The sequence below is a fragment of the Luteococcus sp. H91 genome, from assembly GCF_038433135.1.
In the GTDB taxonomy this organism is placed as follows: domain Bacteria; phylum Actinomycetota; class Actinomycetes; order Propionibacteriales; family Propionibacteriaceae; genus Luteococcus.
Genome location: NZ_JBCDMV010000026.1, coordinates 13,458 through 39,202 on the forward strand (window position 1 = coordinate 13,458; position 25,745 = coordinate 39,202).

The 25,745-nt window shown below is 67.3% G+C and carries 21 protein-coding genes and 1 tRNA gene; 16 read left to right on the top strand and 6 right to left on the bottom strand.

Going from position 1 to position 25,745, the window contains the following annotated elements; all coding sequences use genetic code 11:
* Nucleotides 1-166 precede the first annotated feature (166 nt).
* Nucleotides 167-2,770, bottom strand: a complete 2,604-nt coding sequence (gene pepN / locus AAEX57_RS13240; RefSeq protein ID WP_342092911.1) for an aminopeptidase N — start codon at nt 2,768-2,770, stop codon at nt 167-169.
* A 96-nt stretch (nt 2,771-2,866) separates the two neighbouring features.
* Between pepN and AAEX57_RS13245 the strand changes: the two genes are divergently transcribed.
* The gene (locus tag AAEX57_RS13245; RefSeq protein WP_342092912.1) at nt 2,867-3,490 is read left to right on the top strand and encodes a mycothiol-dependent nitroreductase Rv2466c family protein; all 624 of its coding nucleotides are present in this window, start codon (nt 2,867-2,869) and stop codon (nt 3,488-3,490) included.
* Between the two features lie 84 nt (nt 3,491-3,574).
* Here AAEX57_RS13245 and AAEX57_RS13250 read toward each other — a convergent pair whose 3' ends face one another.
* Nucleotides 3,575-4,987, bottom strand: a complete 1,413-nt coding sequence (locus AAEX57_RS13250; protein WP_342092913.1) for an alanine/glycine:cation symporter family protein — start codon at nt 4,985-4,987, stop codon at nt 3,575-3,577.
* Nucleotides 4,988-5,232: 245 nt separating this feature from the next.
* Here AAEX57_RS13250 and ligA point away from each other — a divergent pair, with 245 nt between their 5' ends.
* Nucleotides 5,233-7,374 carry an NAD-dependent DNA ligase LigA gene (ligA, locus tag AAEX57_RS13255; protein ID WP_342092968.1) on the top strand — a complete coding sequence of 714 codons (2,142 nt, stop codon included), beginning with the start codon at nt 5,233-5,235 and terminating at the stop codon, nt 7,372-7,374.
* An 80-nt stretch (nt 7,375-7,454) separates the two neighbouring features.
* On the opposite strand, the gene AAEX57_RS13260 is transcribed toward ligA, so the two are convergent.
* Both AAEX57_RS13260 and AAEX57_RS13265 read right to left on the bottom strand, forming a co-directional pair.
* Nucleotides 7,455-9,059 carry a solute symporter family protein gene (locus AAEX57_RS13260; RefSeq protein ID WP_342092914.1) on the bottom strand — a complete coding sequence of 535 codons (1,605 nt, stop codon included), beginning with the start codon at nt 9,057-9,059 and terminating at the stop codon, nt 7,455-7,457.
* On the bottom strand, nt 9,056-9,481 hold the full coding sequence (locus AAEX57_RS13265; RefSeq protein WP_342092915.1) for a DUF485 domain-containing protein: 426 nt from the start codon (nt 9,479-9,481) through the stop codon (nt 9,056-9,058). Before AAEX57_RS13265 ends, AAEX57_RS13260 begins: the two co-directional genes overlap by 4 nt.
* Before the next feature lie 430 nt (nt 9,482-9,911).
* Here AAEX57_RS13265 and AAEX57_RS13270 point away from each other — a divergent pair, with 430 nt between their 5' ends.
* Complete coding sequence (locus tag AAEX57_RS13270) at nt 9,912-10,895, top strand: hypothetical protein (RefSeq protein WP_342092916.1); 984 nt, start codon at nt 9,912-9,914, stop codon at nt 10,893-10,895.
* 124 nt (nt 10,896-11,019) lie between these two features.
* Nucleotides 11,020-11,475: a ribose-5-phosphate isomerase gene (locus AAEX57_RS13275; protein WP_342092917.1), complete on the top strand. Its 456-nt coding sequence runs from the start codon at nt 11,020-11,022 to the stop codon at nt 11,473-11,475.
* 4 nt (nt 11,476-11,479) lie between these two features.
* On the opposite strand, the gene AAEX57_RS13280 is transcribed toward AAEX57_RS13275, so the two are convergent.
* The gene (locus AAEX57_RS13280) at nt 11,480-11,701 is read right to left on the bottom strand and encodes a hypothetical protein (RefSeq protein WP_342092918.1); all 222 of its coding nucleotides are present in this window, start codon (nt 11,699-11,701) and stop codon (nt 11,480-11,482) included.
* Nucleotides 11,702-11,741: 40 nt separating this feature from the next.
* Here AAEX57_RS13280 and AAEX57_RS13285 point away from each other — a divergent pair, with 40 nt between their 5' ends.
* The 10 genes from AAEX57_RS13285 (at nt 11,742) to AAEX57_RS13325 (ending at nt 22,567) form a co-directional block, all read left to right on the top strand.
* Entirely contained in the window at nt 11,742-12,557 is an 816-nt protein-coding gene (locus AAEX57_RS13285; protein WP_342092969.1) for an Fpg/Nei family DNA glycosylase, read from the top strand.
* Nucleotides 12,539-13,990 carry a hypothetical protein gene (locus AAEX57_RS13290; RefSeq protein WP_342092919.1) on the top strand — a complete coding sequence of 484 codons (1,452 nt, stop codon included), beginning with the start codon at nt 12,539-12,541 and terminating at the stop codon, nt 13,988-13,990. The genes AAEX57_RS13285 and AAEX57_RS13290 overlap by 19 nt, the downstream gene beginning before the upstream one ends.
* Nucleotides 13,991-14,132: 142 nt before the next feature.
* Nucleotides 14,133-17,408 carry a bifunctional lysylphosphatidylglycerol synthetase/lysine--tRNA ligase LysX gene (lysX, locus tag AAEX57_RS13295; RefSeq protein WP_342092920.1) on the top strand — a complete coding sequence of 1,092 codons (3,276 nt, stop codon included), beginning with the start codon at nt 14,133-14,135 and terminating at the stop codon, nt 17,406-17,408.
* A 67-nt stretch (nt 17,409-17,475) separates the two neighbouring features.
* Nucleotides 17,476-18,309, top strand: coding sequence for an alpha/beta fold hydrolase (locus AAEX57_RS13300; protein WP_342092921.1), 834 nt, complete (start codon nt 17,476-17,478; stop codon nt 18,307-18,309).
* Nucleotides 18,310-18,445: 136 nt separating this feature from the next.
* Nucleotides 18,446-19,153 carry a type 1 glutamine amidotransferase domain-containing protein gene (locus AAEX57_RS13305; protein ID WP_342092922.1) on the top strand — a complete coding sequence of 236 codons (708 nt, stop codon included), beginning with the start codon at nt 18,446-18,448 and terminating at the stop codon, nt 19,151-19,153.
* 11 nt (nt 19,154-19,164) lie between these two features.
* Complete coding sequence (gene yidD, locus AAEX57_RS13310; protein WP_342092923.1) at nt 19,165-19,443, top strand: membrane protein insertion efficiency factor YidD; 279 nt, start codon at nt 19,165-19,167, stop codon at nt 19,441-19,443.
* Between the two features lie 169 nt (nt 19,444-19,612).
* Nucleotides 19,613-19,688 (top strand) — tRNA-Pro (locus tag AAEX57_RS13315).
* A gap of 350 nt (nt 19,689-20,038) precedes the next feature.
* Nucleotides 20,039-21,070, top strand: a complete 1,032-nt coding sequence (locus AAEX57_RS13320; RefSeq protein WP_342092924.1) for a tyrosine-type recombinase/integrase — start codon at nt 20,039-20,041, stop codon at nt 21,068-21,070.
* A 39-nt stretch (nt 21,071-21,109) separates the two neighbouring features.
* Nucleotides 21,110-21,295, top strand: coding sequence for a helix-turn-helix domain-containing protein (locus AAEX57_RS16265; RefSeq protein ID WP_094764024.1), 186 nt, complete (start codon nt 21,110-21,112; stop codon nt 21,293-21,295).
* A 339-nt stretch (nt 21,296-21,634) separates the two neighbouring features.
* Nucleotides 21,635-22,567 (top strand): GNAT family N-acetyltransferase, encoded by a 933-nt coding sequence (locus tag AAEX57_RS13325; protein WP_342092925.1) that lies wholly within the window; start codon nt 21,635-21,637, stop codon nt 22,565-22,567.
* Between the two features lie 69 nt (nt 22,568-22,636).
* Here AAEX57_RS13325 and AAEX57_RS13330 read toward each other — a convergent pair whose 3' ends face one another.
* Nucleotides 22,637-23,656 (bottom strand): LacI family DNA-binding transcriptional regulator, encoded by a 1,020-nt coding sequence (locus tag AAEX57_RS13330; RefSeq protein ID WP_342092926.1) that lies wholly within the window; start codon nt 23,654-23,656, stop codon nt 22,637-22,639.
* Between the two features lie 107 nt (nt 23,657-23,763).
* Here AAEX57_RS13330 and AAEX57_RS13335 point away from each other — a divergent pair, with 107 nt between their 5' ends.
* Together AAEX57_RS13335 and AAEX57_RS13340 are read left to right on the top strand one after the other, a co-directional pair.
* Nucleotides 23,764-24,450, top strand: a complete 687-nt coding sequence (locus AAEX57_RS13335; protein ID WP_342092927.1) for a hypothetical protein — start codon at nt 23,764-23,766, stop codon at nt 24,448-24,450.
* A gap of 998 nt (nt 24,451-25,448) precedes the next feature.
* Nucleotides 25,449-25,613, top strand: coding sequence for a hypothetical protein (locus tag AAEX57_RS13340; RefSeq protein ID WP_342092928.1), 165 nt, complete (start codon nt 25,449-25,451; stop codon nt 25,611-25,613).
* Nucleotides 25,614-25,745 lie beyond the last annotated feature (132 nt).

A 25,745-nucleotide genomic window follows, 5' to 3' on the forward strand; every position in this document is an offset into this window, starting at 1 on the left:
CAGCCCGCCGGCCCCAGAAGCACCACCCCCGTCAGCAGGGTCGCGCCTCGCAACCCCGCCGCCAGTCGGAGCGACGGCGACGGCTGGACCCGCGCGGACGCGCCGGGCCGGACGTGATGATCGCCCGGCCCCGCACGCCACTGCCGGGGCATCTGTCTTCGTCCGGTCAGGCGCCGACGGCCTGGCAGCGCAAGGCGCGGCGGGCCGCGTCGGACTGCTCCAGCAGCACCCGTCGGACCCCCGCGGACAGCCCCGGCTCGGCCAGCAGCTCATCCACCCTGCCCAGGAAGGCCTCGTTGGCCACCGGGACGCTCGGGAAGAGCAGCACCAGCGCGTTCTGGCTGGCGGCGTGACCGCGGGTCTTCCAGATCCCCTCGGAGCCGGAAATGGCCCGGCACAAGGCCAGATACTTCTCGGCATAGGGTGCCAGGAGCTCGCCCTGCGAATCCCGCCAGAAGGCGCGGCAGATCTGCTCCTGGGTGCCATTGGGCACGTCGGGATCGTCGGCGGCCAGCCGCCAGGCCTCGGCCTTGGCGTCGGCGTCGGGCAGGCTTGCGCGCGCGGCGGCGGCCCTTTCGGCACCGGAGATGGTCTTGTCCCGCTCGGCCTCGGCGTCGATCTCGGCGGAACCGATCGCTCCCATCCGGGCCAGTGCGCAGGTGATCCGCCAGCGCATGTCGGCGTCGATCTGCAGGCCCTCGGGCACTTCCTCGCCGGCCAGCCAAGCCTTCAGCAGCTCGGCTCCGGCGGGGGAGTCCACCGCGCTGATGATGCCATTGGCAAAGCTGAGCTGGTGGTCGCTGCCGGCCTCGGCGCCCTTCAGCAGCCCGGCGAAACCGGCGGTCAGTCGGGCCCGGCTGGCGGAGCGCTGGTCGTCGGCCGTGTAGGTGACACCGGCGGCGATCGCCTGGTTGTGCAGGAAGGCGACGGCATTGGGGTCGGTCTCCGACGCGACCCCCTGCAGCACCAGCGAGATGTAGTCGGCGGCCGGCATTTCGGCGTCGCGGCACATGTCCCAGGCGGCGGCCCAGCAGACGGCGCGGGCCAGCGGATCGTCCATCTGGTGCACGTGCCCCACCAGGGTGGACAGCGACTTCTCGTCCAGTCGCACCTTGGCATAGGTGAGATCACGGTCATTCAGCAGCACCAGGTCACCGCGGTGAACGCCCACCAGGGCGGGGATGGCGGTGCGCTCACCGTCGATGTCCACCTCCAGCTCGTGGCTTCGGCCCAGCACCTGGTCGTCACCGGAACCGGTCAGGGTGAAGATGCCGATCCCCATCCGGTGGGTGCGCAGCGTCGGGTGTTCCGGGTGGGCGGTCTGCACCACGTCGAAGCGAGTGAACTTGCCCTCGGCATCGACGTCGAAATCGGCCCGCAGGGTGTTGGGACCCGTGGTCTCCAGCCACTGCGCGCTGAACTGCGACAGATCCCGCCCGGAGCTCTGCTCCAGCGCCTCCAGCAGGTCGCTGAGCTGGGTGTTGCCAAAGGCGTGGTCCTCGAAATACTGCTTGACCCCGGCCAGGAAGGCGTCCTCCCCGACGAAGGCCACCAGCTGCTTCAGTACGGAGGCGCCCTTGGCGTAGGTGATGCCGTCAAAGTTCTGCTCCACGGCCTCCAGGTCCACCATGTCCGCGGCGATCGGGTGGGTGGTGGGCAGCTGGTCCTGCCGGTAGGCCCAGGACTTGCGGCCATTGCAGAAACCGACCCACGGGTCTCCGCCACCGTCGGCCGCGTGGATCTTGGCCAGGCAGAAGTGGCTGGCCCACTCGGCGAAGCTCTCGTTCAGCCACAGGTCATCCCACCAGGTCATGGTGACCAGGTCGCCGAACCACATGTGCGCCAGCTCGTGCAGGATGGTGTTGTCCCGGGACTCGTACATCTCCTGCCCGACGCGGGACCGGAAGAGGTATTCGTCGCGGAAGGTGACGCAACCGGCATTCTCCATGGCGCCGGCATTGAACTCGGGCACGAAGATCTGGTCGTAGCTGCCGAAGGGGTAGGGGAAGCCGAAGCACTCTTCGTAGACGTCGAAGCCACGCTGGGTGGTGTGCATGATCCGGTCGTCGTCCAGGTATTCCGTCATGGACTGCCGGCACATCACCGAGGCGGGGATCTCGCCCAGTTTGGTCTTCAGACTGTGTTCGACGCGGTGGTACTCGCCCGCGATCAGGGCGGTGATGTAGGTGGCGACCTTCAGCGTGGGTTCGAACTCCCAGATGCCGTTGCCATTGGCACCCTCGACGGGCTCGACGGCCTGCGCATTGCTGACCACCAGCCAGTGCTTGGGAGCGATCACATTCAGCTGGAAGGTGGCCTTCTGGTCGGGCTGCTCGAAGTTGGCGAACACTCGACGCGCGTCGGCGGTCTCGAACTGGGTGTACAGGTAGACCTTGCCATCGGCGGGGTCGACGAAGCGGTGCAGGCCCTCGCCGGTGTGCGAGTAGCGGCACAGGGCGGTGACGATCAGCCGGTGCTCGCCGGGCTCGCTGGTGAAGGGCAGCTTGCCATCGGCGAAGGCGGTGGCGTCCACCTCGGTCTCGTCCAGCCAGGCGTCCAGCACCTCGTCGGCGATCAGGTCGACATGGCTGGCCCCGCCCCGGCTGGTGAAGGTGATCTCGGTGGTGGAGATGAAGGTCTCGGTCGGCTCGGCGAGCGGCTCGCCGTCCAGCCCCAGCCCGGAGAGGTCAACGGTGACCTGATAGGCGTCGGCGGTGACGACGCGAGAGCGCTGCTGGGCGCCGGCTCGCGTGATGTTTGCGGTGGTCATGCGGGTGGTGACCTTTCAGTCGTTGGGGCTTAAATGAGCCTATACCGGTGGCCCACCCGGTCCAATGACCTTGTCCCGCGCGCCTACGCTGGTGCCATGACCACTCCCGTTGACTTCTGGTTTGACCCGATGTGCCCGTGGGCCTGGATGGCCTCGCGCTGGATGCTCGAGGTGGAGAAGGTGCGCGACGTGCACACCACCTTCCACGTGATGAGCCTGTCGGTGCTGAACGACGGCCGTGATCTCCCCGAGGACTATGTGCAGCACATGCGCGAGGGCTGGGTCGGCGTGCGCGCCGCCATCCTGGTGGAGCAGCAGCACGGCCCCGAGGCGGTGCGCGACTTCTACACCGCGCTGGGCACCCGTTACCACCCCGGCGAACAGCCCAAGACCGTCGCGACGGTCCGGGCCGCGCTGGCGGAGGCCGGTCTGGACGAGTCCATCGCGGACCGGGCCGAGGCCTGGCAGCCGGGCGACGAGCCCGACGAGGTTGACGTCGCCCTGCGCAAGAGCCACCACGAGGGCATGGATCCGGTGGGCGACGAGGTGGGCACCCCGGTGATCCACCTCAACGGCAAGGCGTTGTTCGGGCCGGTGATCAGTCCGGCGCCGAAGGGTGAGCAGGCCGGCCGACTCTTCGATGGTTTCGCGCTGGTCACCGAGTACGACGGCTTCTACGAGCTCAAGCGCACCCGCACCGTGGGCCCGCTCTTCGACTGAGAATTCCTGGGCAAACGTACTGACCGCATCTGGCACCGTCGTCGGTGCCAGATGCGGTCAGTTCGTTCAGGAGGGGTCAGCCGGTCAGCGTGCGCTGGTCTCCAGCCCCTCGATGCCGTTCAGGGTGGAGACCTCCGGCTCGTGGTGCAGCGTCGGGTCGGCCGCCAGGTAGGCCTTGGTCTCGCGGGCGATCAGGCCCGAGCAGATCAGCAGGCCCACCAGGTTGGGGAAGGCCATCAGGCCATTGGCAATGTCGGAGAAGGTCCACACCGTCGATAGCTCGGTGGTGGCGCCGACGAAGACGATCGCGCTGAAGAAGAGCCGGTAGGGCATCACGCCCCTGATCCCCACCAGCCGCTCGACATTGCGTTCGCCATAGTAGGCCCAACCCAGCACCGTTGAATAGGCGAAGAAGATCAGCGCCAGCGCGACGATGATGCCGCCTGCGGTGCCGGGAAGCCCCGTGGAGAAGCCCTGCGCGGTCAGCGCGGCGCCGGTCTTGCCGGAGGTCCACACGCCGGTGGTGAGGATCACCAGCCCCGTCATGGAGACGACGATGATGGTGTCGATGAAGGTCTGGGTCATGGAGACCAGCCCCTGGCGCACCGGGTGCTTGGTCTTGGCCGCAGCGGCGACGATCGCCGCCGAGCCCATGCCGGACTCGTTGGAGAAGATGCCGCGCGCGATGCCGAACTGGATGGCCTGCGCCATCGCGGCGCCGGCGAAGCCACCGGCTGCGGCGGTGCCGGTGAAGGCGTCGGTGAAGACCAGCTGCAGGGCGGGGATGATGCCGCGGAAGTTGATCGCAAGCACCACGAAGCCCGCGGCCACGTAGAAGATGATCATGAAGGGCACGAAGGCGCTGGTGACCTTGGAGATTGACTTGATGCCGCCCAGCAGGACCAGTGCGGTCATCACGGCCAGGACGGCGCCGACGATCGTCGGGTTGACCCCGAAGGTGTCGTGCATGGCCGCTGCGACGGAGTTGGACTGGGTCATGTTGCCGATCCCGAAGCTGGCGACCACGGCGGCGATGGCGAAGAAGAGCGCCAGGAACTTGCCCAGCCCGCCGGGGATGGCCCGCTGCAGGTAGTACTGCGGGCCGCCGGAGACCTCACCCTTGGCGTCAGTGCTGCGGAAACGCACGCCCATGAAGGCCTCGGAGTACTTGGCGGCCATGCCGAAGATGGCGGAGATCCACATCCAGAACAGGGCGCCGGGGCCGCCGAGGTTGATCGCGGTGGCTACGCCGGCGATGTTGCCCACGCCGACCGTGGCGGCCAGGGCTGTGGCCAGCGCCTGGTAGTGGGAGACGTCGCCCTCCTCGTGGTCGGCGTCGTTGCGGCGCAACAGGGCCAGCGAGAGTGCCGGGCCGAGCTTGCGGAACTGCAGGCCGGCCAACCGGATGGTCAACCAGATGCCGGTGCCCAGCAGCAAGGGCATCAGCATGAACTTGCCCCAGATGATCCCATCCAGGGTTGTCAGAAATTCCTCCACGGTGTGCACTCCTGTGTGTCTTCGTCGGGCCTTCGCGACAGCAAATCGTGAAATTTGTCACAATGCAAGACTCTGGCCCAAATTGGCGGCGTGTTCATCTGGCCTCAGCGATCAGGGCCCCAGCACCCGGGGCAGCCGTTGCCGACGAGAAAATGTCAGGGCCCTGCGGCAGGATGGTCGTCGTGACTCCGCATAATCGCACTCCCCAGCCCGACGCCGACGACGAGGTACTCGACGAGGCCGCCATTGCGCAGGCCGCGGCCCAGGTGGAGGCTGCCCCGGATGCCGGCAGCGACGAACGGCATCGCTGGACGGAGCTGGCCGAGCGGATAACCGACGCCCAAGAGGCCTACTACGGCGCCGACGCGCCCACCATCTCCGACGCCGAGTACGACCAGCTGATGCGTGAGCTGGACGCTCTGGAGGAGCGCTTCCCGGAGCTGCGCACCCCGGATTCGCCCACCCAGAAGGTGGCCGCGGCCCAACGGATGACCGACTTCGCGCCCGTCACCCACGCCGAACGGATGCTCAGCCTGGACAATGTCTTCTCCACCGAGGAGCTGACCGAATGGCTGGGCCGCACGCAGAAGGCGGTGGGAGCCGCCGGCAGCGAATACTTGTGTGAGTTGAAGATCGACGGGTTGGCGATCAGCCTCACCTATGAGCAGGGCCGGCTGGTCCGGGCCGCGACTCGCGGCGACGGTCGGGTGGGGGAGGACGTCACCGGCAATGTCCGCACCATCCGCTCCATCCCGCAACAGCTGGCCGGTGACGACATCCCGGAGCTGGTGGAGATCCGCGGCGAGGTCTTCTTCCCCGTGGCGGCCTTCGCGGAGTTGAATGCGTCGCTGGTGGAGGCCGGGAAGGCGCCCTTCGCCAATCCGCGCAATGCCGCGGCCGGCTCGCTGCGACAGAAGGCCCCGTCGGTCACGGCCACCCGGCCACTGGACATGCTGGTGCACGGCATCGGTGCGCGGTCCGGCTTCGAGATCACCCGGCAGAGCGAGGCCTATGAGCGGATCAAGGGCTGGGGGCTGCCCACCTCCCCCTACTTCAAGGTGCTCGCCACCCCGGCTGAGGTGCTGGACTTCGTTGCCCACTACGGGGAGCACCGGCACGATGTGAGCCATGAGATCGACGGCATCGTCATCAAGGTGGACGAGATCGCCCGTCAACGCCAGCTGGGCACCACCTCGCGGGCTCCGCGCTGGGCCATTGCCTACAAGTACCCCCCGGAGGAGGTCAACACCAAGCTGCTGGACATCCAGGTCAATGTGGGCCGCACCGGTCGCGTCACCCCCTTCGGCATGATGCAGCCGGTCAAAGTGGCCGGGTCCACCGTCTCCATGGCCACCCTGCACAACGGCTTCGACGTCAAGCGCAAGGGGGTGCTGATCGGCGACACCATCGTGCTGCGCAAGGCCGGCGATGTGATCCCGGAGATCCTGGGGCCCGTCGTGGAGCTGCGCGACGGCAGCGAGACCGAGTTTGTGATGCCCACCCACTGTCCCTCCTGCGGCACCGAGCTGCGGCCGGAGAAGGAGGGTGACAAGGACATTCGCTGCCCCAACTCACGCACCTGCCCCTCCCAGTTGCGGGAACGGCTGTTCAGCCTGGCCTCGCGCTCCGGTTTCGACATCGAGGCGTTGGGCTTCCAGGGCGCCGACGCCCTGCTCGGCTCCGGGATCCTGGCCGACGAGTCCACCCTGTTCGAGCTGACCGACGCCGGTCTGGTGCGGACCCCCTTCTACACCCGGGCCGCCAAGAAGACCGAGCTGGCCGACCCCGACGGTGTACCCGCCCCCGGTGTGGTGGATGGTCGGGTGCTGAATGCGAACGGTCGCAAGCTGTTGGAGAACCTGGCCAAGGCCAAGGAACAACCGTTGTGGCGGGTGCTGGTCGCGCTCTCCATCCGGCACGTCGGGCCCACCGCGGCTCGGGCGCTGGCCACCCGCTTCGGCTCGTTGGATGCCATCCGGGCGGCGACGGTGGAGGAACTGGCGGATACCGAGGGAGTTGGGATGGTGATTGCCGAGGCCGTCGTTGAATGGTTCACGGTGGACTGGCACCGGCAGATCGTCGAGCGGTGGGCGGCTTCCGGGGTGCGGATGGCCGACGAACGCGACGAGTCGGTGGAGCGCACCCTGGAGGGGCTGACCATTGTCGTCACCGGCGGGCTGGAGGGTTTCACCCGCGACGGGGTCAAGGAGGCCATCATCAGTCGCGGCGGCAAGGCGTCGGGCAGCGTCAGCAAGAAGACCGACTACGTGGTGGTGGGGGAGAATGCCGGTTCCAAGGCGGCCAAGGCGGAGGAATTGGGCCGCCCGATCCTGGACGAGGCGCAGTTCCTGCAGCTGCTGGCCGGTGGCCCCGACGCCTTGGCCTGAACCGCTACGGCAGACGGCGCAGCCCCGCCCACCGTGCTGGTGGGCGGGGCTGCGGCGTGTGGCAGAGCCCGGGTGCGGGGTCAGTGCGCGATGGCCCCACCCGCGCCGATGCCGGTCATCGAGCAGACCTCCATCTCGGCCTGCAGATCGGTGTCCGCGGGCTTGGAGGTGATGGTGCCGACGAAACCGGCAAGGAAGGCCAGCGGCAGGCTGACGATAGTCGGGTTGGTCAGCTGGAACAGGGCGAAATCGGCATTCGGGAAGAAGGCCTTCGGATCGCCCGAGATCGACGTTGAGAAGACGATGATCAGCACCGCGGAGAGCAGACCGGCGTAGATCGACCAGACCGCGCCGCGGGTGTTGAACTTGCTCCAGTACAGCGTGTAAAGGATGGCCGGCAGGTTGGCCGAGGCCGCGACGCCGAAGGCCAGCGAGATCAGGAAGGCGATGTTCTGGCCATTGGCGAAGATGCCGCCGACCACCGCAAGGATGCCGATCGTGACCGAGGTGATCCGGGCCACCTTGACCTCTGCGGCCGGATCCACCTTGCCGTCATGCAGGACGTTGTTGTAGATGTCATGCGCGAAGGAGGCCGACGCGGTGATGGTCAGGCCCGCGACCACCGCGAGGATGGTGGCGAAGGCCACACCGGAGATGATGGCCATGAAGACCGATCCGCCGAGGTGATGGGCCAGCAGGGGAGCAGCCGCATTGGCCCCGCCGGGCGCCTTCTTGATGGCCTCGGCGCCGACCAGGGCGGCGGCGCCGTAGCCCAGCACCAGGGTGAAGATGAAGAAGACACCGACCATGCCAATGGTCCACACCGCCGACTTGCGGGCGTCCTGGGCCGTGGGCACGGTGTAGAAGCGCATCAACACGTGCGGCAGGCCCGACGGGCCGGCGACCAGCGCGATGGCCAGCGAGATGAAGGACAGCTTGGTCCAGCCATTGGTGCCGTACTGCAGCATCGGCTCCATGATCAGGTCGCCCTTGGGGTGAGCGGCCACGGCCTCGCCGAAGACGCGGGAGAGGTTGAAACCCTTGAGGGCCATCACCCAGACGAACATGACCGCGGCGCCACTGACCAGCAGCACGGCCTTGATCATCTGCACCCAGGTGGTGCCCTTCATGCCGCCGACCAGCACGTAGACGATCATGATGCAACCCACCAGGGCAATCACAAGGCTCTGGCCGTTCTTGGAGCTGATGCCCAGCAGCAGGGCCACCAGGCCGCCGGCGCCGGCCATCTGCGCCAGCAAGTAGACGAAGCTGATGGTCAGGGTGGAGGCGGCAGCTGCGGTGCGCACCGGCTTCTGATTCATCCGGAAACTCATCACGTCGGCCATCGTGTACTTGCCGGTGTTGCGCAGCGGCTCGGCCACGAGCAGCAGGGCGATGATCCAGGCGACGAAGAAGCCGACGGAGTAGAGGAAGCCGTCGAAGCCGTTGAGGGCGATGGCGCCCGTCACGCCCAGGAAAGCCGCGGCCGAAAGGTAGTCACCGGTGATCGCCAGACCATTCTGGCGGCCGGAGAAGGCGCCGCCGCCGGTGTAGAAGTCGGTGGACTTCTTGGCGGAGTTGCGGGTCACCGCGACCACCACGGCCATGGTGCCGATCACGAACAGGGCAAAGATGCTGATGTTGAGGATCGGGTTGCCGACTGTCTCCATGATGGTGGGATTCATCGCGGGGTCGCCTCCTTCTCAAGACGGGCGCGCAGGGTGGCGGCGCGGGGGTCGAGGTTGTTGTTGGCGTGTCGGACGTAGAGGAAGGTCACCAGGTAGGTGGTGGCGAAGTTGAGCAGTCCGAACAGGATCCCCACATTGACGAAGCCGAAGACGCGGCGTCCCATCAGGTGCGGGGCGTAGGTGGCCAACAGGACGAAGACGAAGTACAACCCGATGAAGGTGGCGACCATCGGGAAGGCGAAGCTGGTGAAGGACTTGCGCAGTTCGCGGTACTCCTGCGAGTCCTTGGCCTCGACAAAGTCGATGCCGTGGACATTGGTCTCTGGCCCGACCTGACTCAGTTCAGGCAGAGGCCAGTGGTCCTCTGGGAGGTGGGCCTCCACCTCTTCGGAGGTGGAGTGGTGGTGTTCGTGCGTCACGCGGGCTCCTGTCAGGGCGCCGAGGCGGGGCCTCGGTGGGGTCTCAAAGGTGGGGTTCGGCGGGCTTGCCAAACCGCGGGGACCCGGCTGGGTCGTGGTGGTGTGGCGCGGTGGTGCTCCAACGGGGCGGCTGCATTGCCGAACCGTTCAGTCACACAAGTGACTTATCCGAGAGTGACACATTGTGAACTCATGCACAAGATATTTCGTGAAGATTCTCACAAGGTGGTCAGGGGGCTGACCCTGCGAGGGTTGCTGATGATGCTCGTCATAGTGTCTTCACTGAGCGTGGCCACCGCTCCGGGTCCTGACGGTGAAGCCCAGATCGGCAACCCTCGCAGGGTTGTCCACAGGAGACGAGTTCCGAAGAATTGTCCACAGGATTGCCAGGGCGTGACGCGCTGCGGGTACAGATTCACACACTGTGGGCATGCGGGGAACTGATGAAGTGCGGGCACTGCTGCAGGCCAATGGTGGGGTGCTCAAGAGATCGAACCATCCTGAACTGCGAGGTTCGATTGACTGGATGCTGCGCTCACCCACGAAAGAGGTCGTCCGGCTGCTGCCGGGGGTGATCGCGGCCAGCGCTGTGGCGGAAGATTTCACGGTGCGGGTCAAGGCGGTGATGCTCTGGCAGCCAGATGCGATCATCACCGGGGACGCTGCGGCCCGGCTGGACTACTGGCCGGAGCATCAGGCGGATGTGATCGATGTGATCGTGCCGCACTTCACCAAGCCGGCGCCTGGGGTGCGGGTCCATCGGGTGGCGTTGCCACTGGACCACATGGTGGAGACAGAAGGGATCCGGCGCACGCACCCGGCGTGGACCAGTGTGTGGCTGGCCGAGCAGGACGGAGGAGATGCCATTGACGAGGCATTTCGCCGCAAGGAGGCCAGTCTGGAGGAGGTACAGGGGGCCCTGGGGTCAATGTCCCGGCAAACGGCAACAAACCTGAGGCGCTTCGTGGTGGCCAACAGCGCCGAGAACCCCTGGTCACACCCGGAACGCCAGTGGCACATGATGCTGCGCGCACATGGGGTGACCGGCTGGATCGGCAATCTGCCGGTGGTGATCGGTGGGGTGAAGATGGTGCTGGATGCGGGGATGCCGGAGCTCAAGATCGACATGGAGGTGCAGTCCTTCGAGCACCACACGGACCACGCCACCTTCTACAAGGACCAGTCTCGGATCGCCAATCTGGTGGCCAATGGCTGGACCTACTTTCCGGTGACGGTCCCGATGATCGAGGAGGAGAGCACCGTGATGGCCCAGCTCTTCGCCACCATGGAGCGCTGCCGCCGAGAGCTCGGCCTGCCTCCCGGACCCGACCGTGCGAGGGTTGCCCGGCGGGAGGTCACACGAGTTCGGCGCAACGGGAAGTGGTTGCACCGCCCGCCTGCTTCGGCCACCTAGCGCAACCCTCGCAGGGTCGGGCTCCGGCGGGGTCACGGGGAAGGGTGTGCGGGAGCGCCTTCCCGATCCGCCGGCCATGGATGGCGCTGCTGCCGGGGGCCAGCGGATCTGAAATAGTTGCCCCATGCGCGTTCACATTGCCACTGACCATGCCGCCTTCGAGCTCAAGGAATACCTGCGCGAGCAGCTGACTGCCGCCGGCCACGAGGTGGTGGACCACGGCGCCACCAGCTATGACGCCGAGGACGACTACCCGGACACCTGCATTCCGTGCGCGGAGGCAGTGGTGGCTGATCCGGAAAGCCTGGGCATCGTGCTGGGCGGTTCGGGCAATGGCGAGCAGCTGGCCGCCAACCGGGTCAAGGGCTGCCGCGCCATCCTGGCCTACAACACCGAGATCGCCAGGCTCGGCCGCGAGCACAACAACGCCAACGTGATCTCCCTGGGGGGCCGCTTCACCAGCAATGAGCAGGCGTTGGAGATCGTCGACGTCTTCCTCACCCAGCCATTCACCGAGGAGGCGCGGCACGCCCGTCGCGTGCAGAAGATGACCGACTACGAGGACGCGCACCGCGCCTGAGGCGTCATCGCCGCCGCCCCGCGGCCCGGGCCAGCAGACCGTCCAGCACCCGCTGGGCCTCGGTCAGATCGGCCGGGGCGGGGCGGCTGACCTCTCGCGCTCGCAGGGCGCGGCCCGGGGTGACGATGCCGGAGGTTCCGTCGCGGCCGAACTCTCGCGGCCCATGTGCGCCCTGACCGCGCGGATTGCCACCGGCGGATCCGGGTGCCGTGCGCTCAGTGCTCATGCGTGCAACTCTAGAGGGCAATGACTTCAGGGAGGTGCGGATGCCGGAAGGGCATGTGATCCATCGGTTGGCCCAGGCCACGATGGCCAACTTCGGCGGCCAGGTGGTGGCGGTCAGCTCACCCCAGGGTCGGTTCGACGGCGCGGCCGCAAGCTTGGACGGCACCGTCCTGCAGGCGGCCAGCGCCTGCGGCAAGCACCTGTTCATCGACTTCGCGAGCGCCCAACCGGAGCGCATCGTGCACATTCACCTGGGGTTGATCGGCAAGCTCTTCTTCGCGCCGCTCGCAGAACCAAAGGGGGCGGTGCGGCTGCGGATCACGGATGGCACCACCGCCGCAGACCTGCACGGGCCCCAGCTGTGCCGACTGATCAGCGCAGCGGAACAGCAGGCGCAAATCGCCAGGCTGGGCCCCGACCCGATCCGCCCCGACGCCGATCCGGAGGTTGCCTGGCAGCGGATCCACCGCTCTGGGCGCAGCATCGCGTCGCTGCTGATGGACCAACGAATCACCGCCGGCGTGGGCAACATCTACCGCGCAGAGGTGCTGTTCCGGCATCGGGTGAACCCCACCACCCCCGGCAATCAGCTCCGCCGCGCCACCTGGCAGGCCATCTGGGCCGATCTGGTGGTGCTGATGCGCGACGGTGTGGCGCTCGGCAGGATCGACACGGTTCTGGACGAACACGGCCCCGAGGCGCAGCAGCGGCCCGCCCGGGTGGACCGGCACGGTGGCGAGGTCTATGTCTACCGACGAGCCGCCCAACCCTGCCTGGTCTGCGGCAGCACGGTCCGCGTCGCCGACCTGGAGGGGCGCAATCTCTACTGGTGTGGAAAATGTCAGCGCCGACGCTGATCAACTGGCGCGGTCTGGAGGTCGCCGTCGCCTCGGATGGCACCTTGGTCAGCATCACCCAGGACGGCCGCCCGGTGCTCACCGATCTGGCGGTGCGCTTCGCTCCGCCCTGGGCCCTCCAGCGCACCGAACTGCTGCTGGACGAGATCGAGCAGCACTTTGCCCTGGAGATCGACGGCGCAACCCAGGCCCGGGCCATCGTGCGGCACGTCTTCGACGACACCTGGAGCATTCGCGTGCAGGTGGTCAACCTGACCGACGTCGAGCTGACCGCCCCGCCGGCCCGGCTGGACTTCACCCCGGCTTGGCCCGCCCGCTGTTGGCTGGCCGGTGCGGAGGGGCAGATCAGCCTGGACGTCGCGGATCCGGAGGGTCGGCTGCTGACCTTCACCCAGTTACGCGGCCGCAGCCGTCGGAGCGAGGGGCAGTGCTGGCTCACCGACCTGCCGATCCACCTTGGCCCGGCTGGCACCCCGCATGCCGGCTACCGGGTGAGTTGGCGAGCGGACTGGTTGCGCGACGAGCGGATGCAGGCCGCCGCGCTGCCCAGCTGGTGGCCGGAGCGGATCGTCCTGTTGGATCTGCAGGAGGTGTTGCGGCTGGACCTGCCCGATGCCGCCATCGAGGCCGCCGGGATCCACGTGTTGCAGGACGAGACCAGCACCTACCTGACCGCGCAGGAAGGCGTGCACATCGCCCAGGTGCACGCCCGGCGCGGTACCACCGACGTCGAACTGGCGTGGGCGGGGGACCTGGTCTGGGAGCATCTGATGCCCGTCGTCGACGAACTCCGGCGGCGCGACCCGCGCACCCTGGCCGCCCATGAGGTCTTCCTGCTGGGCCGCGCCCGTTCCCTGGGCCACCTGGGAGATGCCCCCACGACGCTGGTCACCGAGGCGGTGGAGAACCTGGCCGCTCGCCCCGGTCCGGTGCCGCCGCTGGCGCTGGCCGCGGTCGCCGACGAGGTGCTGGCCCACGGCGCCCCGGAACTCGTGGAAGTCCTGCCTGATCTGGCAAGTCGCACGCCCCTGCAGCCCGGCACCCTGACCTGTGCGCTGCATGCCACGCTGGCCAGCCGACTCGCCGGTGGCCAGCCCAACCTGCCGTTGCCCGCGGGAGAGGTCCGGGGCGAGAGCATGGCCGAACGCGCAGTGAACGAGGCGATCATCCGCACCGAACTGTTGGCCCTTCGCCCCGCGGAACAGGTGCCCACGCACACCATCCGGCTGGCCGCTCTGCTCGGTGCGGGCCTGCCGGGCCACACCGTCGACCAGCTGACCCGGGCCTTGATCTGGGCCGTCACGGGCAACTTGCCGGAGCATTGGGAGGTGGAGCGCTGGCCGGCGTCGCTGGCGCGGGTCCGGGAGGATGCCCGGGCTCGGCTGCTGGCGGAGCGCTGCGACAGTGAGGTGCTGGCCTGGCTGCTCTGGTGACCGGGCTGTCACGGCGCCGTCGCCCGATCGGCGCGCCGACGGTCCGACCAGGGAATGGTTGGCATCAGACCGTGGGTGGTTTCGGGCAACTCGTCGCGCCGGCATTTGCCGTCGCGGCCCTAGTGGGTAGCAAGATGGGCGCATGCCCCAGCTGACGCCGACGAGCCGACGAGTACCCCAGCTGTTGTCCCGCGTCTTTTACGTGGCGGCCTTCCTGGTGATCCTGCGCGAGGTCTTCCGCGGCACCCACTGGGTGCGGGCCGTGGTGCGGGCCTTCAGCTCTCTGGTCTTCCCGGTGGAACTCGGCGGGCTGGGCCTGGCCGTGCTGCTCGGCATCATCGGCGCCTCGCTGATGCGACGAAAGCGGGTCGCCTGGTGGATGGCGGTGGCGTGGCTGGGGCTCTGGTGGATCGCCGCGGTGCTGGGCTGGGGTGCGCTGGTGGTCTCCGCGGCCCACGGCGAGCCCCTGACCCGCGGCCTCAACCGGGACCTGCTGGAGTACGTCTTCAGCGGCATCACGCTGAGCGTCCTGCTCTGGCTCCTGCTGGCCAATCGGCGCCAGTTCACCGCCCGGTTGAACCCCGGCAATGTCCGTTCCGCCGTGCTCACCGGACTGGTCGGAATTCTGCTGTCACTGGGCGTCGGCTACCTGCTGGGCCTGGTCACCGGCGAAACCGGCCGCCCCCGCTCCCGGTTGATCAACATCTTCCAGCACATCATCTACGGCCCCAATGCCGGCGTGCCCAAGATGGTGCCCGGCTGGGTGCAGAGCATCGTCGGGCTGCTGGCGGCGATCAGCCTGATCGCGGCGCTGTTGGTGCTGCTGCGCTCCCAGCGCTCCGCCGGTGCCACCACGCTGGCGGACGAGCTGGAGCTGCGCCAACTCCTGGCCGAGTACCCGGAGGATTCGCTGGGCTACTTCGCCACCCGTCGGGACAAGCAGATCGTCTTCAGCCACAACCGTCGCGCCGCGATCGCCTACCGGGTGCAGCTGGGCGTCTGTCTTGCCGCCGGTGATCCCGTCGGGCGACGCGAGAACTGGGATGGAGCGATCGCCGCCTACCTGGACCAGTGCCACACCTTTGGCTGGACGCCGGGAGTGGTTGGCGCCTCCGAGGACGGCGCCGCCGCCTACGAGCTGGCCGGGCTGAAGGTGATCCGGGTGGGCGACGAGGCCGTCCTGCATCCCGAACAGTTCGACCTGGAATCACGCGAGCTGAAGGGGGTGCGCGGCTCGGTGACCCGGCTGCAGAATGCCGGTTACACCGTGCGGGTGCGGCGCCACGACGAGATCCCCGAGCCCGAGCTGCGGCACCTGATCGAGCTGGCCAATGCCTGGCGCGACGGCGACGACCGTGGCTTCTCGATGGCGTTGAACCGGCTCGGCGACCCGCTGGACGGCCAGTGCGTATTGGTGCAGGCCGTCTTCCCGCAGAATTCCGAGCATTCGGAATCCACCGCGGGGCTGCTGTCCTTCGTGCCGTGGGGCCGTGACGGTCTCTCGCTGGACGTGATGCGCCGCAATCCCGACGCCGACAATGGCATCACTGAATTCATGGTGGCCGGCCTGATGGCCGCCGGGCGGGATCGCGGCTGGCGTCGGGTCTCGCTGAACTTCGCCGTCTTCCGCAGTGCCTTCGAGGAGGGCGAGCGGGTTGGCGCCACGGCACTGGATCGGGCCAAGCGTCGGGTGCTGATGATCTTCTCCCGCTGGTTCCAGATCGAACAGCTCTATCGCTCCAATGTGAAGTACGCGCCCAGCTGGCAGCCCCGGCTGATGGCCTACGAGGATGCTGCCGACATCGGCCAGGTGGGTGCCGCGATGGGCTTGGCCGAGGGCTTCCTGGACCTGCCCGACTGGGCCAACCCGCTGCCCGAGCCGGAGCAGGATCTGGTCAGCCGCGACGACCCGGCGGTGATGGCCTTCCTGGAACGGCCGGCACTGGCGCTGCCCCCCGCCCGGGTGCCGGAGCAGATGCGCGGCCGGCTGGCCAAGCGCAATCAGCTGCTGGAGGCGGGGGAACAGGCCTATCCGGTGCACACCGGCGTCGACGCCCATTGCGACGTGGTGGCGATGAGCACGGGCGAGCGGGTCACCATCGCCGGGCGCATTGTCGGCGTCAGCGACCACGGCGGCGTCTGCTTCGTCCGGCTCCAGGACTGGTTCGGTTCCACCCAGGCCCTGCTGGATTCCGGCAGCTTGGGCCGGGAGGAGTTGCGACGCTTCGACGCGGTGACCAACCTGGGCGACCAGGTGGCCTTCACCGGCATTTGCGGGGCCTCCCGCACCGGCACGCCCAGCCTGCTCGTCGAGAGCTGGCGGCTGATCAGCAAGTGCCTGCGACCGCTTCCCGACAAGCGCAAGGGCATCCGGGATCCGGAGGCGCTGGTCCGACGCCGCTACCTGGACCTGATCGTCAACCCGTCGAGCCGACAGCGGCTGCAACAACGCAGCGTCGCGATTCAGGCGGTGCGCCAGACCATGTTGGACCACCGCTTCCTGGAGGTGGAGACGCCCATCCTGCAGACCATCCACGGTGGCGCGAACGCCCGGCCCTTCCGAACCCACATCAACGCCTATGACCTGGATCTGTACCTGCGGATCGCGCCCGAGCTGTACCTCAAGCGACTGATGGTGGGCGGGCTGGACCGGATCTTCGAGATCGGCCGCAACTTCCGCAATGAGGGCGCCGACGCCACCCACAACCCCGAGTTCAGCGTGATTGAGGCCTACCAGGCGCACGGTGACTACCGCAGCATGCAGGAGTTGACCGTCGAGATGGTGCGACGGGCGGCGCTGGAGGCCAATGGCTCGACGGTGGTTCGCGGTACCGGCGCCGACGGCAAGCAGCACGAGATCGATCTTGCCGCGCCGTGGCGCTGGGTGAGCGTGCACGACGCGATCGCGGAGAAGCTGGGCGAGCCGATCAGCGCAGACACCCCTCGCGAGGAGCTGGCGCGTTTCGCGTCACGGTTGGGGATCGAGGTGGAGCCCAAGGCCGGTCGGGGTGCCGTGCTGGAGGAGCTCTACGACCACCTGTGCGAGAAGGCCACGGTGCAGCCCACCTTCTTCTGTGACTTCCCCGCCGAACTCTCCCCGTTGACCCGACCGCACCGTGAGGACCCGAGGCTGGCGGAACGGTGGGATCTGGTGGTCTTCGGATCTGAACTGGGCACCGCCTATTCCGAGCTGGTGGATCCGGTGATCCAGCGCCAGCGGCTCACCGAACAGTCCCTGCTGGCCGCCAATGGTGACCCGGAGGCGATGGAGATCGACGAGGACTTCCTGCAGGCACTGGAATATGGCATGCCGCCGTCGGGTGGTCTGGGGATCGGGCTGGACCGGCTGGTGATGTTGCTCACCGGCGCGTCGATCCGGGAGACGATTGCCTTCCCGCTGGTTCGGCCGCGGCGCTAGTCTCGCTGGGTAGGCAATTCCCACGTTGGCTCGGCTCGTCGAAGCCCCGATCGAAGAAGGTCGCAGGATGGTGGAACCCAAGGGGCGCGTGGCCCTGTGCGCCGGGCGGCAGCTGCACTGGCGCGAGCGCGTGGGCGAGGAACCGGCCGTTGTGATGATGAATGGTTGCGGGCTGGCGATGGAATTCTGGCGGGACCTGATTGGCCTGCTGCCCTCTGTGCGGGTGCTCAGCTATGACCGCCCCGGGATGGGCGGCACCGCGTGGCCGGGGCACCTGCCCAGCCTGGACGAGGAGGTCGCCAGCCTGGCCGACCTGCTGGACCAGCGGGGGATCGCCGGTGTGGTGCTGGTGGCGCATTCGATGGCTGCCTTCCACGCCGAGGCCCTGGCCCGGCTGCGGCCCGAGCTGGTCAGCGGCCTGGTGCTGGTGGACGGTTCGGTGGAGTGGTACCCCACCCGACCCGACCTGCCCGCACCCACCCTGGCCCGACGGCTGGGGCGCGTCGTGGAGTCGCTCAGCCTGAACAGGCTGGCCGGCATGGCCTTTCGTTTTGGCAGCTATCTGCAGACCAATCATGAATGGTCGCGACTCGGCCATGGGCGGCTTCCCTCGATCTATCGCGACGCCGACTCCCTGGCGATGGGGTTGGCCGAGTCGATGGCCTACGATCGGCAGGGCTGGGACCTGCTGCAGTTGCGTGCCCGGGCGCCGTGGCCCGGTCTCCCGACAGTCGTGCTCAGCGCCGCAGACGCCGAGGACGGCAAGTGGGTGGCGCAGCAGAGGCGGCTCGCGCACCTGTTGAGCGCCCGCCACGTGGTGGTGCCCGACTCGAAGCACCTGATGATGCTCGACCGCCCCGACGTGATCGCCGCCGCGATCCACGCGGTCCGCCCCGAGTGACCGTGCTGGCCGGGCGGTTGCGGTCGCTTGCCAGCTGACCCTGTTCGCTCTCAGGTGGACGATCCCCGCCGAAAGGGTGCATTGCGGCCAGCTGGGCGCCGCTAGCGTGGGAGACCTCACCGATCGGGAGGTTTGCATGTTCGGCAAGAAGAAGCGAGGCCGGATCCTGGCCATCGTCACCAGCGTCGCGGAGTACCAGACATCCGGGTACCGCACCGGTTTGTGGCTGGGGGAGTTGACCCACTTCGTCGATGTGGCCGAGAATGCCGGGCACGAGGTGGACGTGGTCAGCATTGCGGGCGGTGACGTGCCGCTGGACCCCGAGAGCCTGATGCCGCCGGTGCTGGCGCTGGGTGACACTGGAAAGCGCTACCGCGACCGGGAGTTCATGGATCGGCTGCGCGGCACACAGTCCGTGCGTCAGGTCCGGGCCGAGGATTATGACGCCATCTACCTGACCGGCGGTCACGGCACCATGTTCGACTTCGACGACGCCCGTCTGGCTGAGTTGGTGGCTGAGTTCTGGAGTCAGGACAAGGTGGTATCGGCCGTCTGTCACGGCCCGGCAGGTCTGCTGCTGGCCGAGGTTGCGGGTCAGCCGCTGCTGAAGGGGCGCAAGGTGACCGGTTTCAGCTGGGCCGAGGAGAAGCTGGCCCAGCGTGATGACGTCGTACCCTACAAGCTGCAGGACGAGTTGGCGGCACGCGGCGCCAAGTACACCAAGGCGCTGCGGCCGATGGCGGAGAAGGTGGTGACCGACGGGAATCTGGTCACGGGCCAGAATCCGACGTCGGCCACGGCGGTGGCCAAGGCCGTCGTCAACCTGCTGGCGAAGCGTCGTTGAGAGGAGCTGTCATGCTGATTGATTCCATTGCATTGCGACTGGTGGAGGGTTACCGGGCGAGTATCTCGCCCCGCAAGGGCTGGCGCTGTGCGTCTGGCGTGGCCGGGCACGGCACGTGCTCGACGGTGATTCGCGAGAGCCTGGTAGCCGACGGGGCGCTCCGCTCGGTGGGGCCGGCGGCTCGTCAGTTCGCCACCTGCGCCCGTTCCGCGGCGGGGCTGCGTCGCTCGGATGTTCGGGTGGAGGGGGTCTGCTGCTGCGGCCCGATCCCGATTCCGTTCAGGTTCTGATGTGACGGTGGCTGCGGCAAGGGACCTGTGCTGGTCCCTGAGCCGCAGCCCACAGAGCGCGCCGGCGCCGGGCTGAATGGCATGGGCGATTCGATTACGTCTCGGGAAGTCCCGTCGTCTAGACTTGAACGGTTCGCACCCCGACGGGAGACCACGGGGCCGCGGATTCCGGGGCGTAGCGTAGTGGCTAGCGCGCCTGCTTTGGGAGCAGGAGACCGCAGGTTCGAGTCCTGTCGCCCCGACCAATTCAAGAACTTCGCTCACAAGGCGTTTCTCCTAGTTGACTAGGGGGAACGCCTTGTTTCATGTTTCGGTCCGATGAGCACCAAGGGGCCTCCGAGGGACTTGTGGGGACATTCATCTCCCACGTATCTCCCACGACGAGAGGCTCGACATGACGACGAAGCGGACAACCTCATCACCCATAAGCGATGGGGGAAACGCCAGTGACTTGCGTTCCCCCCAAGCGGAATGGTCCAAGCGCCGCGGGCGCTCCAAACGGGGCTTTGGACGTTTGGACAAGCTTCCCTCTGGGAAGTGGCGTGCTCGGTATCTGGGGCCAGATGGTCAGGTGCACTCGGCAGATCACACCTTCGTGGCCAAGATCGACGCCGAAGGTTGGCTCGTCGACGTTGAGCGGTCGATCAGCCGGGGTGAGTGGCAGCCTCCGGTGGCTCCCCAGCCCGAGCTGGTGAAGGAGGAGGCTCCGGTCGAGGTCGTGTTCCGAGACCTGGCCCGTGACGAGGTGGCCCGACGTGATCTGACACCGAGGACGAGGGTCCTGTACGAGAGTCTGTTGGATCGGCTGATCCTTCCCGAGTTTGGGGATCAGGCGGTGGCGTCGATCACGCCGAAGCAGGTCCGTGCGTGGTTCGACCGGATGGGGCCGGAGCGGGCGACGCAACGAAGCCACGCGTACGCGCTGCTCAAGTCCTTGCTCGCGGTGTGTGTGGACGAGGAGTTGATTGTCGCCAATCCCTGCCGCATCCGTTCGGCGGGCCGGCGCAAGACCACCAGGGCGATGCAGCCGGCGACGGTGGCCGAGCTCAACCGTGTGGCCGATCGGTTGCCACCGGGCCAGGCGCTTCCCGTGCTGTTGGCCGCGTGGTGTGGGCTTCGTTCTGGGGAGGTGCGGGCGCTTCGGGTTGGGGACGTCGACACCGTGACCGGGTGGATCCACGTTCGTCAGGGCGTGACGCGGATCAAGGGCCAGGTGATCGTGGGTCCGCCCAAGACGCCTGCGGCGATCCGGGATGTCGGAATTCCGCCGCATCTGCTGCCGGCGCTTCGTGAGTGGCGTGCAGGTCTGGGGGAGCGGAGGGCGCGCTCTGCGTACTTCTTCCCTGGTCGCGGTGAGCTGCCGATGAGTGAGAAGGCGCTGCGGTATGCCTTCGATCAGGCACGCGATGTGATGGACCGGCACGATCTCACGTTCCATGACCTGCGTCACACTGCTGCCACCATGGCCGCGCAGAATGGCGCCACGACCGCCGAGTTGATGGCGCGCATGGGGCACACGACGGCCCAGATGGCGATGCGCTACCAGCACGCCAGTCGGCAGCGCGAACAACTCCTGGCAGAGCGGCTGGCCGAGCTGGCCCGCGGTGGCGAGGGGGCAGGCGAGTAGGTGTCGATCACGAGAGAGCGCGTGGCGGCTTGGGCGGGCATGGAGCATCCACGGCGAGAGATTGAGGTCGAGACTGTGCAGTCGGCTGCGCGGCGACTCGGGGTGTGTCCCAAGACGGTGCGTCGGATGATCTCCGACGGGAGACTTCCGGCGTACCGTCTTGGCCCACGGATGCTCCGCCTGGACCCGGCGGACGTCGACCGTCTGCTGCAACGGGCTTCCTGACCAAACGCACCGATTGCCTGTCGGATCTGCGCCACCTGTCGTCGCACGTCCGCAGTGTCGAAGCTGACCGTTGAAGGAGTCCGTTGTTGGGTATTCCACCCGCCATGTCCAGATGCGTGTCCCGCGCGTGAGCATTCTCAACTGCCGATGAGCGGGCCTTCGGAACGGCCCGATCACGCCGAACGATGCATCGAATTGGGAAGCGCGCAGTGTTGAGCTCCGCTACTGTGAAGGCGTCCAGACCCACGACAGGAAAGGAGGTCGCGATGAACGTCACCGTCCCGGCCTCAGCAGGAGGCCGGATTCTCGTTCGCGGCTGAGCCGCAGCAAGGAATCCTCATGACCTCGCAGTACCTCGTCCAAGCCACCACAGCCCAGGACGCCATCGACCTCATGCTGTCAGCGCCACTGGCGTTCGACAGCCCCACCAACCACCGCCTCCGCGACAGAACCCTCCTGGAGCGCGCCTTCGCCTCCGGACGGCGACGACCCGCTTGGGTCTGGGCAGCCCGCGACGAGCACCGCGTCCTCGCGACCGTTGCCGGCCTGGGCATCGGCGATGCCGTGGTCCTCGATCATTGGGGAGGCGCTCCCACCCACGGCCTTGACCTTGCCCTGCACGCTGCCACCCAGGCACTGCGCACGGTCCCCGGCTCGGAAGCGTGTCTTCACCTGCCAGCCACCGCCTCCACCGCCGACCCCACCGCGAAGCCTTGGCTGGACGCGCTCTCCCGCCACGGATGGAAGTTGCTGGTGCAGCGCCACCACTACGAGACGCCCGCCGTAGATGCCCTTGGCCAAGAGCACATCTCGCAGCTGAGGCTGGAGCAGCTCACCGGCCCTGACGATCCGCGCCTACGGCCTCTGTTCCGGGGAATCCTCCGCGACAGCCGCGACGCCCACGACATCCAGCTCGTCGACGAGGTGGGCCTCGACCAGGCGGCGGATCGCGCCGTTGACGACCTCCTCGAAGCGGATCCATGGCAGTGCATCCGCCTGGCCTTTGACGGGAATCCCGACCCTGTCGGGATGGTCTCCTGGGTGTCTCTGCCCGGCGGTCGCGGCTATGTGAACCACGTCGGAGTGTCGGCCGCCGCACGTGGCCACGGTTTCGGACGCGACCTCTTGGCACTGGCCACACGAGAACTCGTCCGCGAAGGTGCCGCGACCCTGATCGCCGACACCGATGCCAGCAACGTGCCCATGACCGCCGCCTTCACCCGCGTCGGCTGGACCGCAACCGAAACACGGCTCGACTTCATCCCAGCCTGACCTCGTCGGGCGGGCGCGGCAACTGCGCCCCGCCCATCAGACTCTCATGCCGCGAGGCGATTTCCGTCTCTATGACGGCATTGTCAGCCGTGAACTGCTCTGGCGAAGGATGAGATGATGGTCGAGCACTACCCGCCGCGGTTGAAGGCTGGGGTCGAGTAGGAGTTGGGCTGCGCGGGTGCCTTGTTCTCGGGCATGTGCGTCTATGGTGGTCAGTCCGTGTTCTTCGGCATCGTCGGTCCCGTCGAACCCGGTGACTGCGAGATCCCTGCCGGCGATCAGTCCGCGCGTATGGAGCGCGTCGAGGGCTCCCAGGGCCAGGGAGTCCCCGGCGCAGGCGATGGCGCTCAGGTGGGGGTAGCGATCGAGCGCAGCGGAGACTGCTTCAGCGCCGGATGTGCGGGTCCAGTGGGTGGCTTGGGCGATCACGAGGCTGGTTGTGTTGAGGCCTGTGGCCAGGCCGGTCAATCGTTGCCAGGGCTCGTCGGGCTTTTGGCCCGCGATGTAGTCGTTCCAGGTGGTGATGCTGGGCTTAGGCGTGGTGTGCGCCACGGGTCCGGTGAGGATGCACACCTGGTCGTGTCCCATGTCGTGCAGGTTTTGGCCCATCTCCTGGCCGGCAGCGTGCTCATCGATCGTGACGTAACAGGGGCCTTGGGGCCCTCCTGCCACGACGGGCAGGCCCTGGGAGCGGACCATCCGCATGATGGGGTGGGTTGCCCAGGTGACGGCGATGCCGTCCACCAGCGTGTTCCTCAGGGCCTGGGCGGCGGATTGCATGTCGGGGGCCACGGCCATCAGCACGAGGCTCGCGCCCACCGGCTGCAGGGCGTCGGAGAACCCCGCGAGCCACTGCATCTTGAAGGGGTCGTCGAAGGCGGAGCTGAGCGTATCCATGAACACGACTCCATAGGCGTTCGCGTGCCCTTGCTTCAGGACGCGGCCTGCCACGTGGGGGCCGTAGTAGCCCATCTTCGCGGCGCGCGTGAGGATCCGGTCGCGCAACTCGGGCGAGAGTTGGTCGGGGCGACTGAAGGCGTTGCTGACCGTCGTCGTCGAGACGCCCATCACCTCAGCCACGTCGCTCATCGCACCACCACACCCACCTGCTCTTCTCTAGCCCGCGCACTCTTGAGCGATCAAGAACATAGTGGACCAGCGACGGTCAGCGCCGTCCAGAAAGGAACACGAGTCACATGACCACCACGAACTGGGCCAACGACGACGCCGTCATCGCCGCCGCAACCCGCCTCGCCGCCGCTCTCGGCGACGACCCCAACCACACCGTCGCCGCAGCCGCCATGGACCTGTCCGGCACCATCCACGCCGCCGTGAACAACCACCACTTCACCGGCGGTCCCTGCGCAGAACTGGTCGTTCTCGTTCTCGGCCTCGCCGCCGCAGCCCACGCCGGCCCACTCGCCACGATGGTCGCCGTCGGCGACGGCGGACGAGGAGTCATCGCCCCCTGCGGTCGATGCCGACAGATCATCCTCGACCAGCACCCCGACTGCTGCATCCTGGTCCCCAGCAACGACACCGTCGTCTCCGTGCCCGTAGCCCAGCTCCTGCCCTACACCTACCGCTTCCCGGACAGCACCGCAGAACGCTTCGTTAGGTTTAACGCCCGCTACTACGACGACGTCGCCAGCGGGCGCAAGACGCAAACCGTCCGCTTTCTCGACCCCGTGCCCTTCGGACCGACCACCTTCGTCTTCGAGGACGGCGAACACCACGGGTTCAAGACCATGCCCGGAACCATCGACAGCGTCACGCCGATCAACCTCACCGACCTCGACCCCGACTACCAAGCAGGCCTGCGAAGCCACTACCCCCACATGCCTCACGACGCCCAACTCAACGACGTGCGCTTCCACATCTGAGCCACCAACAACCCACTCATCTGCCGCGAGGACTACCCCGAGAGCACACCCTGAGTGCATGGTCGATGAAGGCATCAATCATGGAGCGCCAGACCCGAGGCCACGTCGGGGTTCAAACGAGCTACCTCAGCTTCGGCACGTCGCGCAGCAATAACTTGGGCTACTCGGTCAGGTGCATTCACCGCGTCTTGGGACCTGTCCTCTCTTGGCAGTGGAGCGTCGTTGTGCCCGCTCGGCGGGGCTCCTGTGCCAAGAAGCCGAGAGTGCGAGATGTTCCGCGCAAACCCGCGGATTGCGTGTCGACGGCACAAGAAATTTCGAAAACCTTTCGAGGAGCTCCGGCTTTGCTGGATGCCCTATGCCGTAAGGATTCGCGACCGAGACGAGCAGCCGCTGGCCGGTTGTCAGTCGCCCAGAGGTTCCGCCACTACTAGCGGTAAGACCATGAACTGTCGCAGTATGGGTCCCACTCGGGGGAGTGATGAATTGCTTGATGCCCCCAGTGTCGGGTCGGTGAGCACCACGACATCCGGCTCGGCTTGTGGCAATGACGCTGCAGACGAGAGGGGGCCCTCGTGAGGACGAGTGCCAAGAAGTTGGTTGCAAGCACAGCACTGGCGTTCGCTATGGCCGCGTGCTCAGGGCCGGAGGCACCGGTGACCACAGAGAGGCCGCCTGCACCCACCTCTCCAAGTGCTGGCGTCAGCTCTACGCCGGTGCATGTGCCTTCTCCCACTTCACCGAGCTCAAGTCCCCCGACCCCAGCGGGGGCGCAGAAGGCCGATGCGGCTTTTGGTCGATACCTGAAGTTGACCGAGGAACTGGCCGCGGACCCTTCCTCGGACTTGAACCAACTTCAGACCGTAACGCGCGGTGATGCGCTGAGACGTTGGCAGGTGGACCTGACGGAGTTGAGGACCCAAGGGTTGAAGCAGACAGGGAATAGTTCAGCTCGGCTCACGCATGTAACGCCCGGTAGCGACGCACGATCTTGGCTCATGACCTACTGCGTGGACGGCACGGGGACGGATCTGGTGGACGCCAAGGGGAAGTCCGTTCGAGGAGAAGGCCCGAGGCGGGTGGAATCGAAGGTGACCGTCGCCGAGGACGCCGTTACGGGTTCGTGGTTCGTCATCCAGGACAAGGTGGTGGGTACGTGCTGAGCCGCGTCGGAGGGACGGTGAGTCTGTTGGCCCTCTTGTGCGGAGCCTCGACGACAGCTGCGGCTGACTCGGGTGTCTCGTGCGGACGGGATCAGGAGTATGTGCGCCTGACTGGCACCTGCAAACTCACCT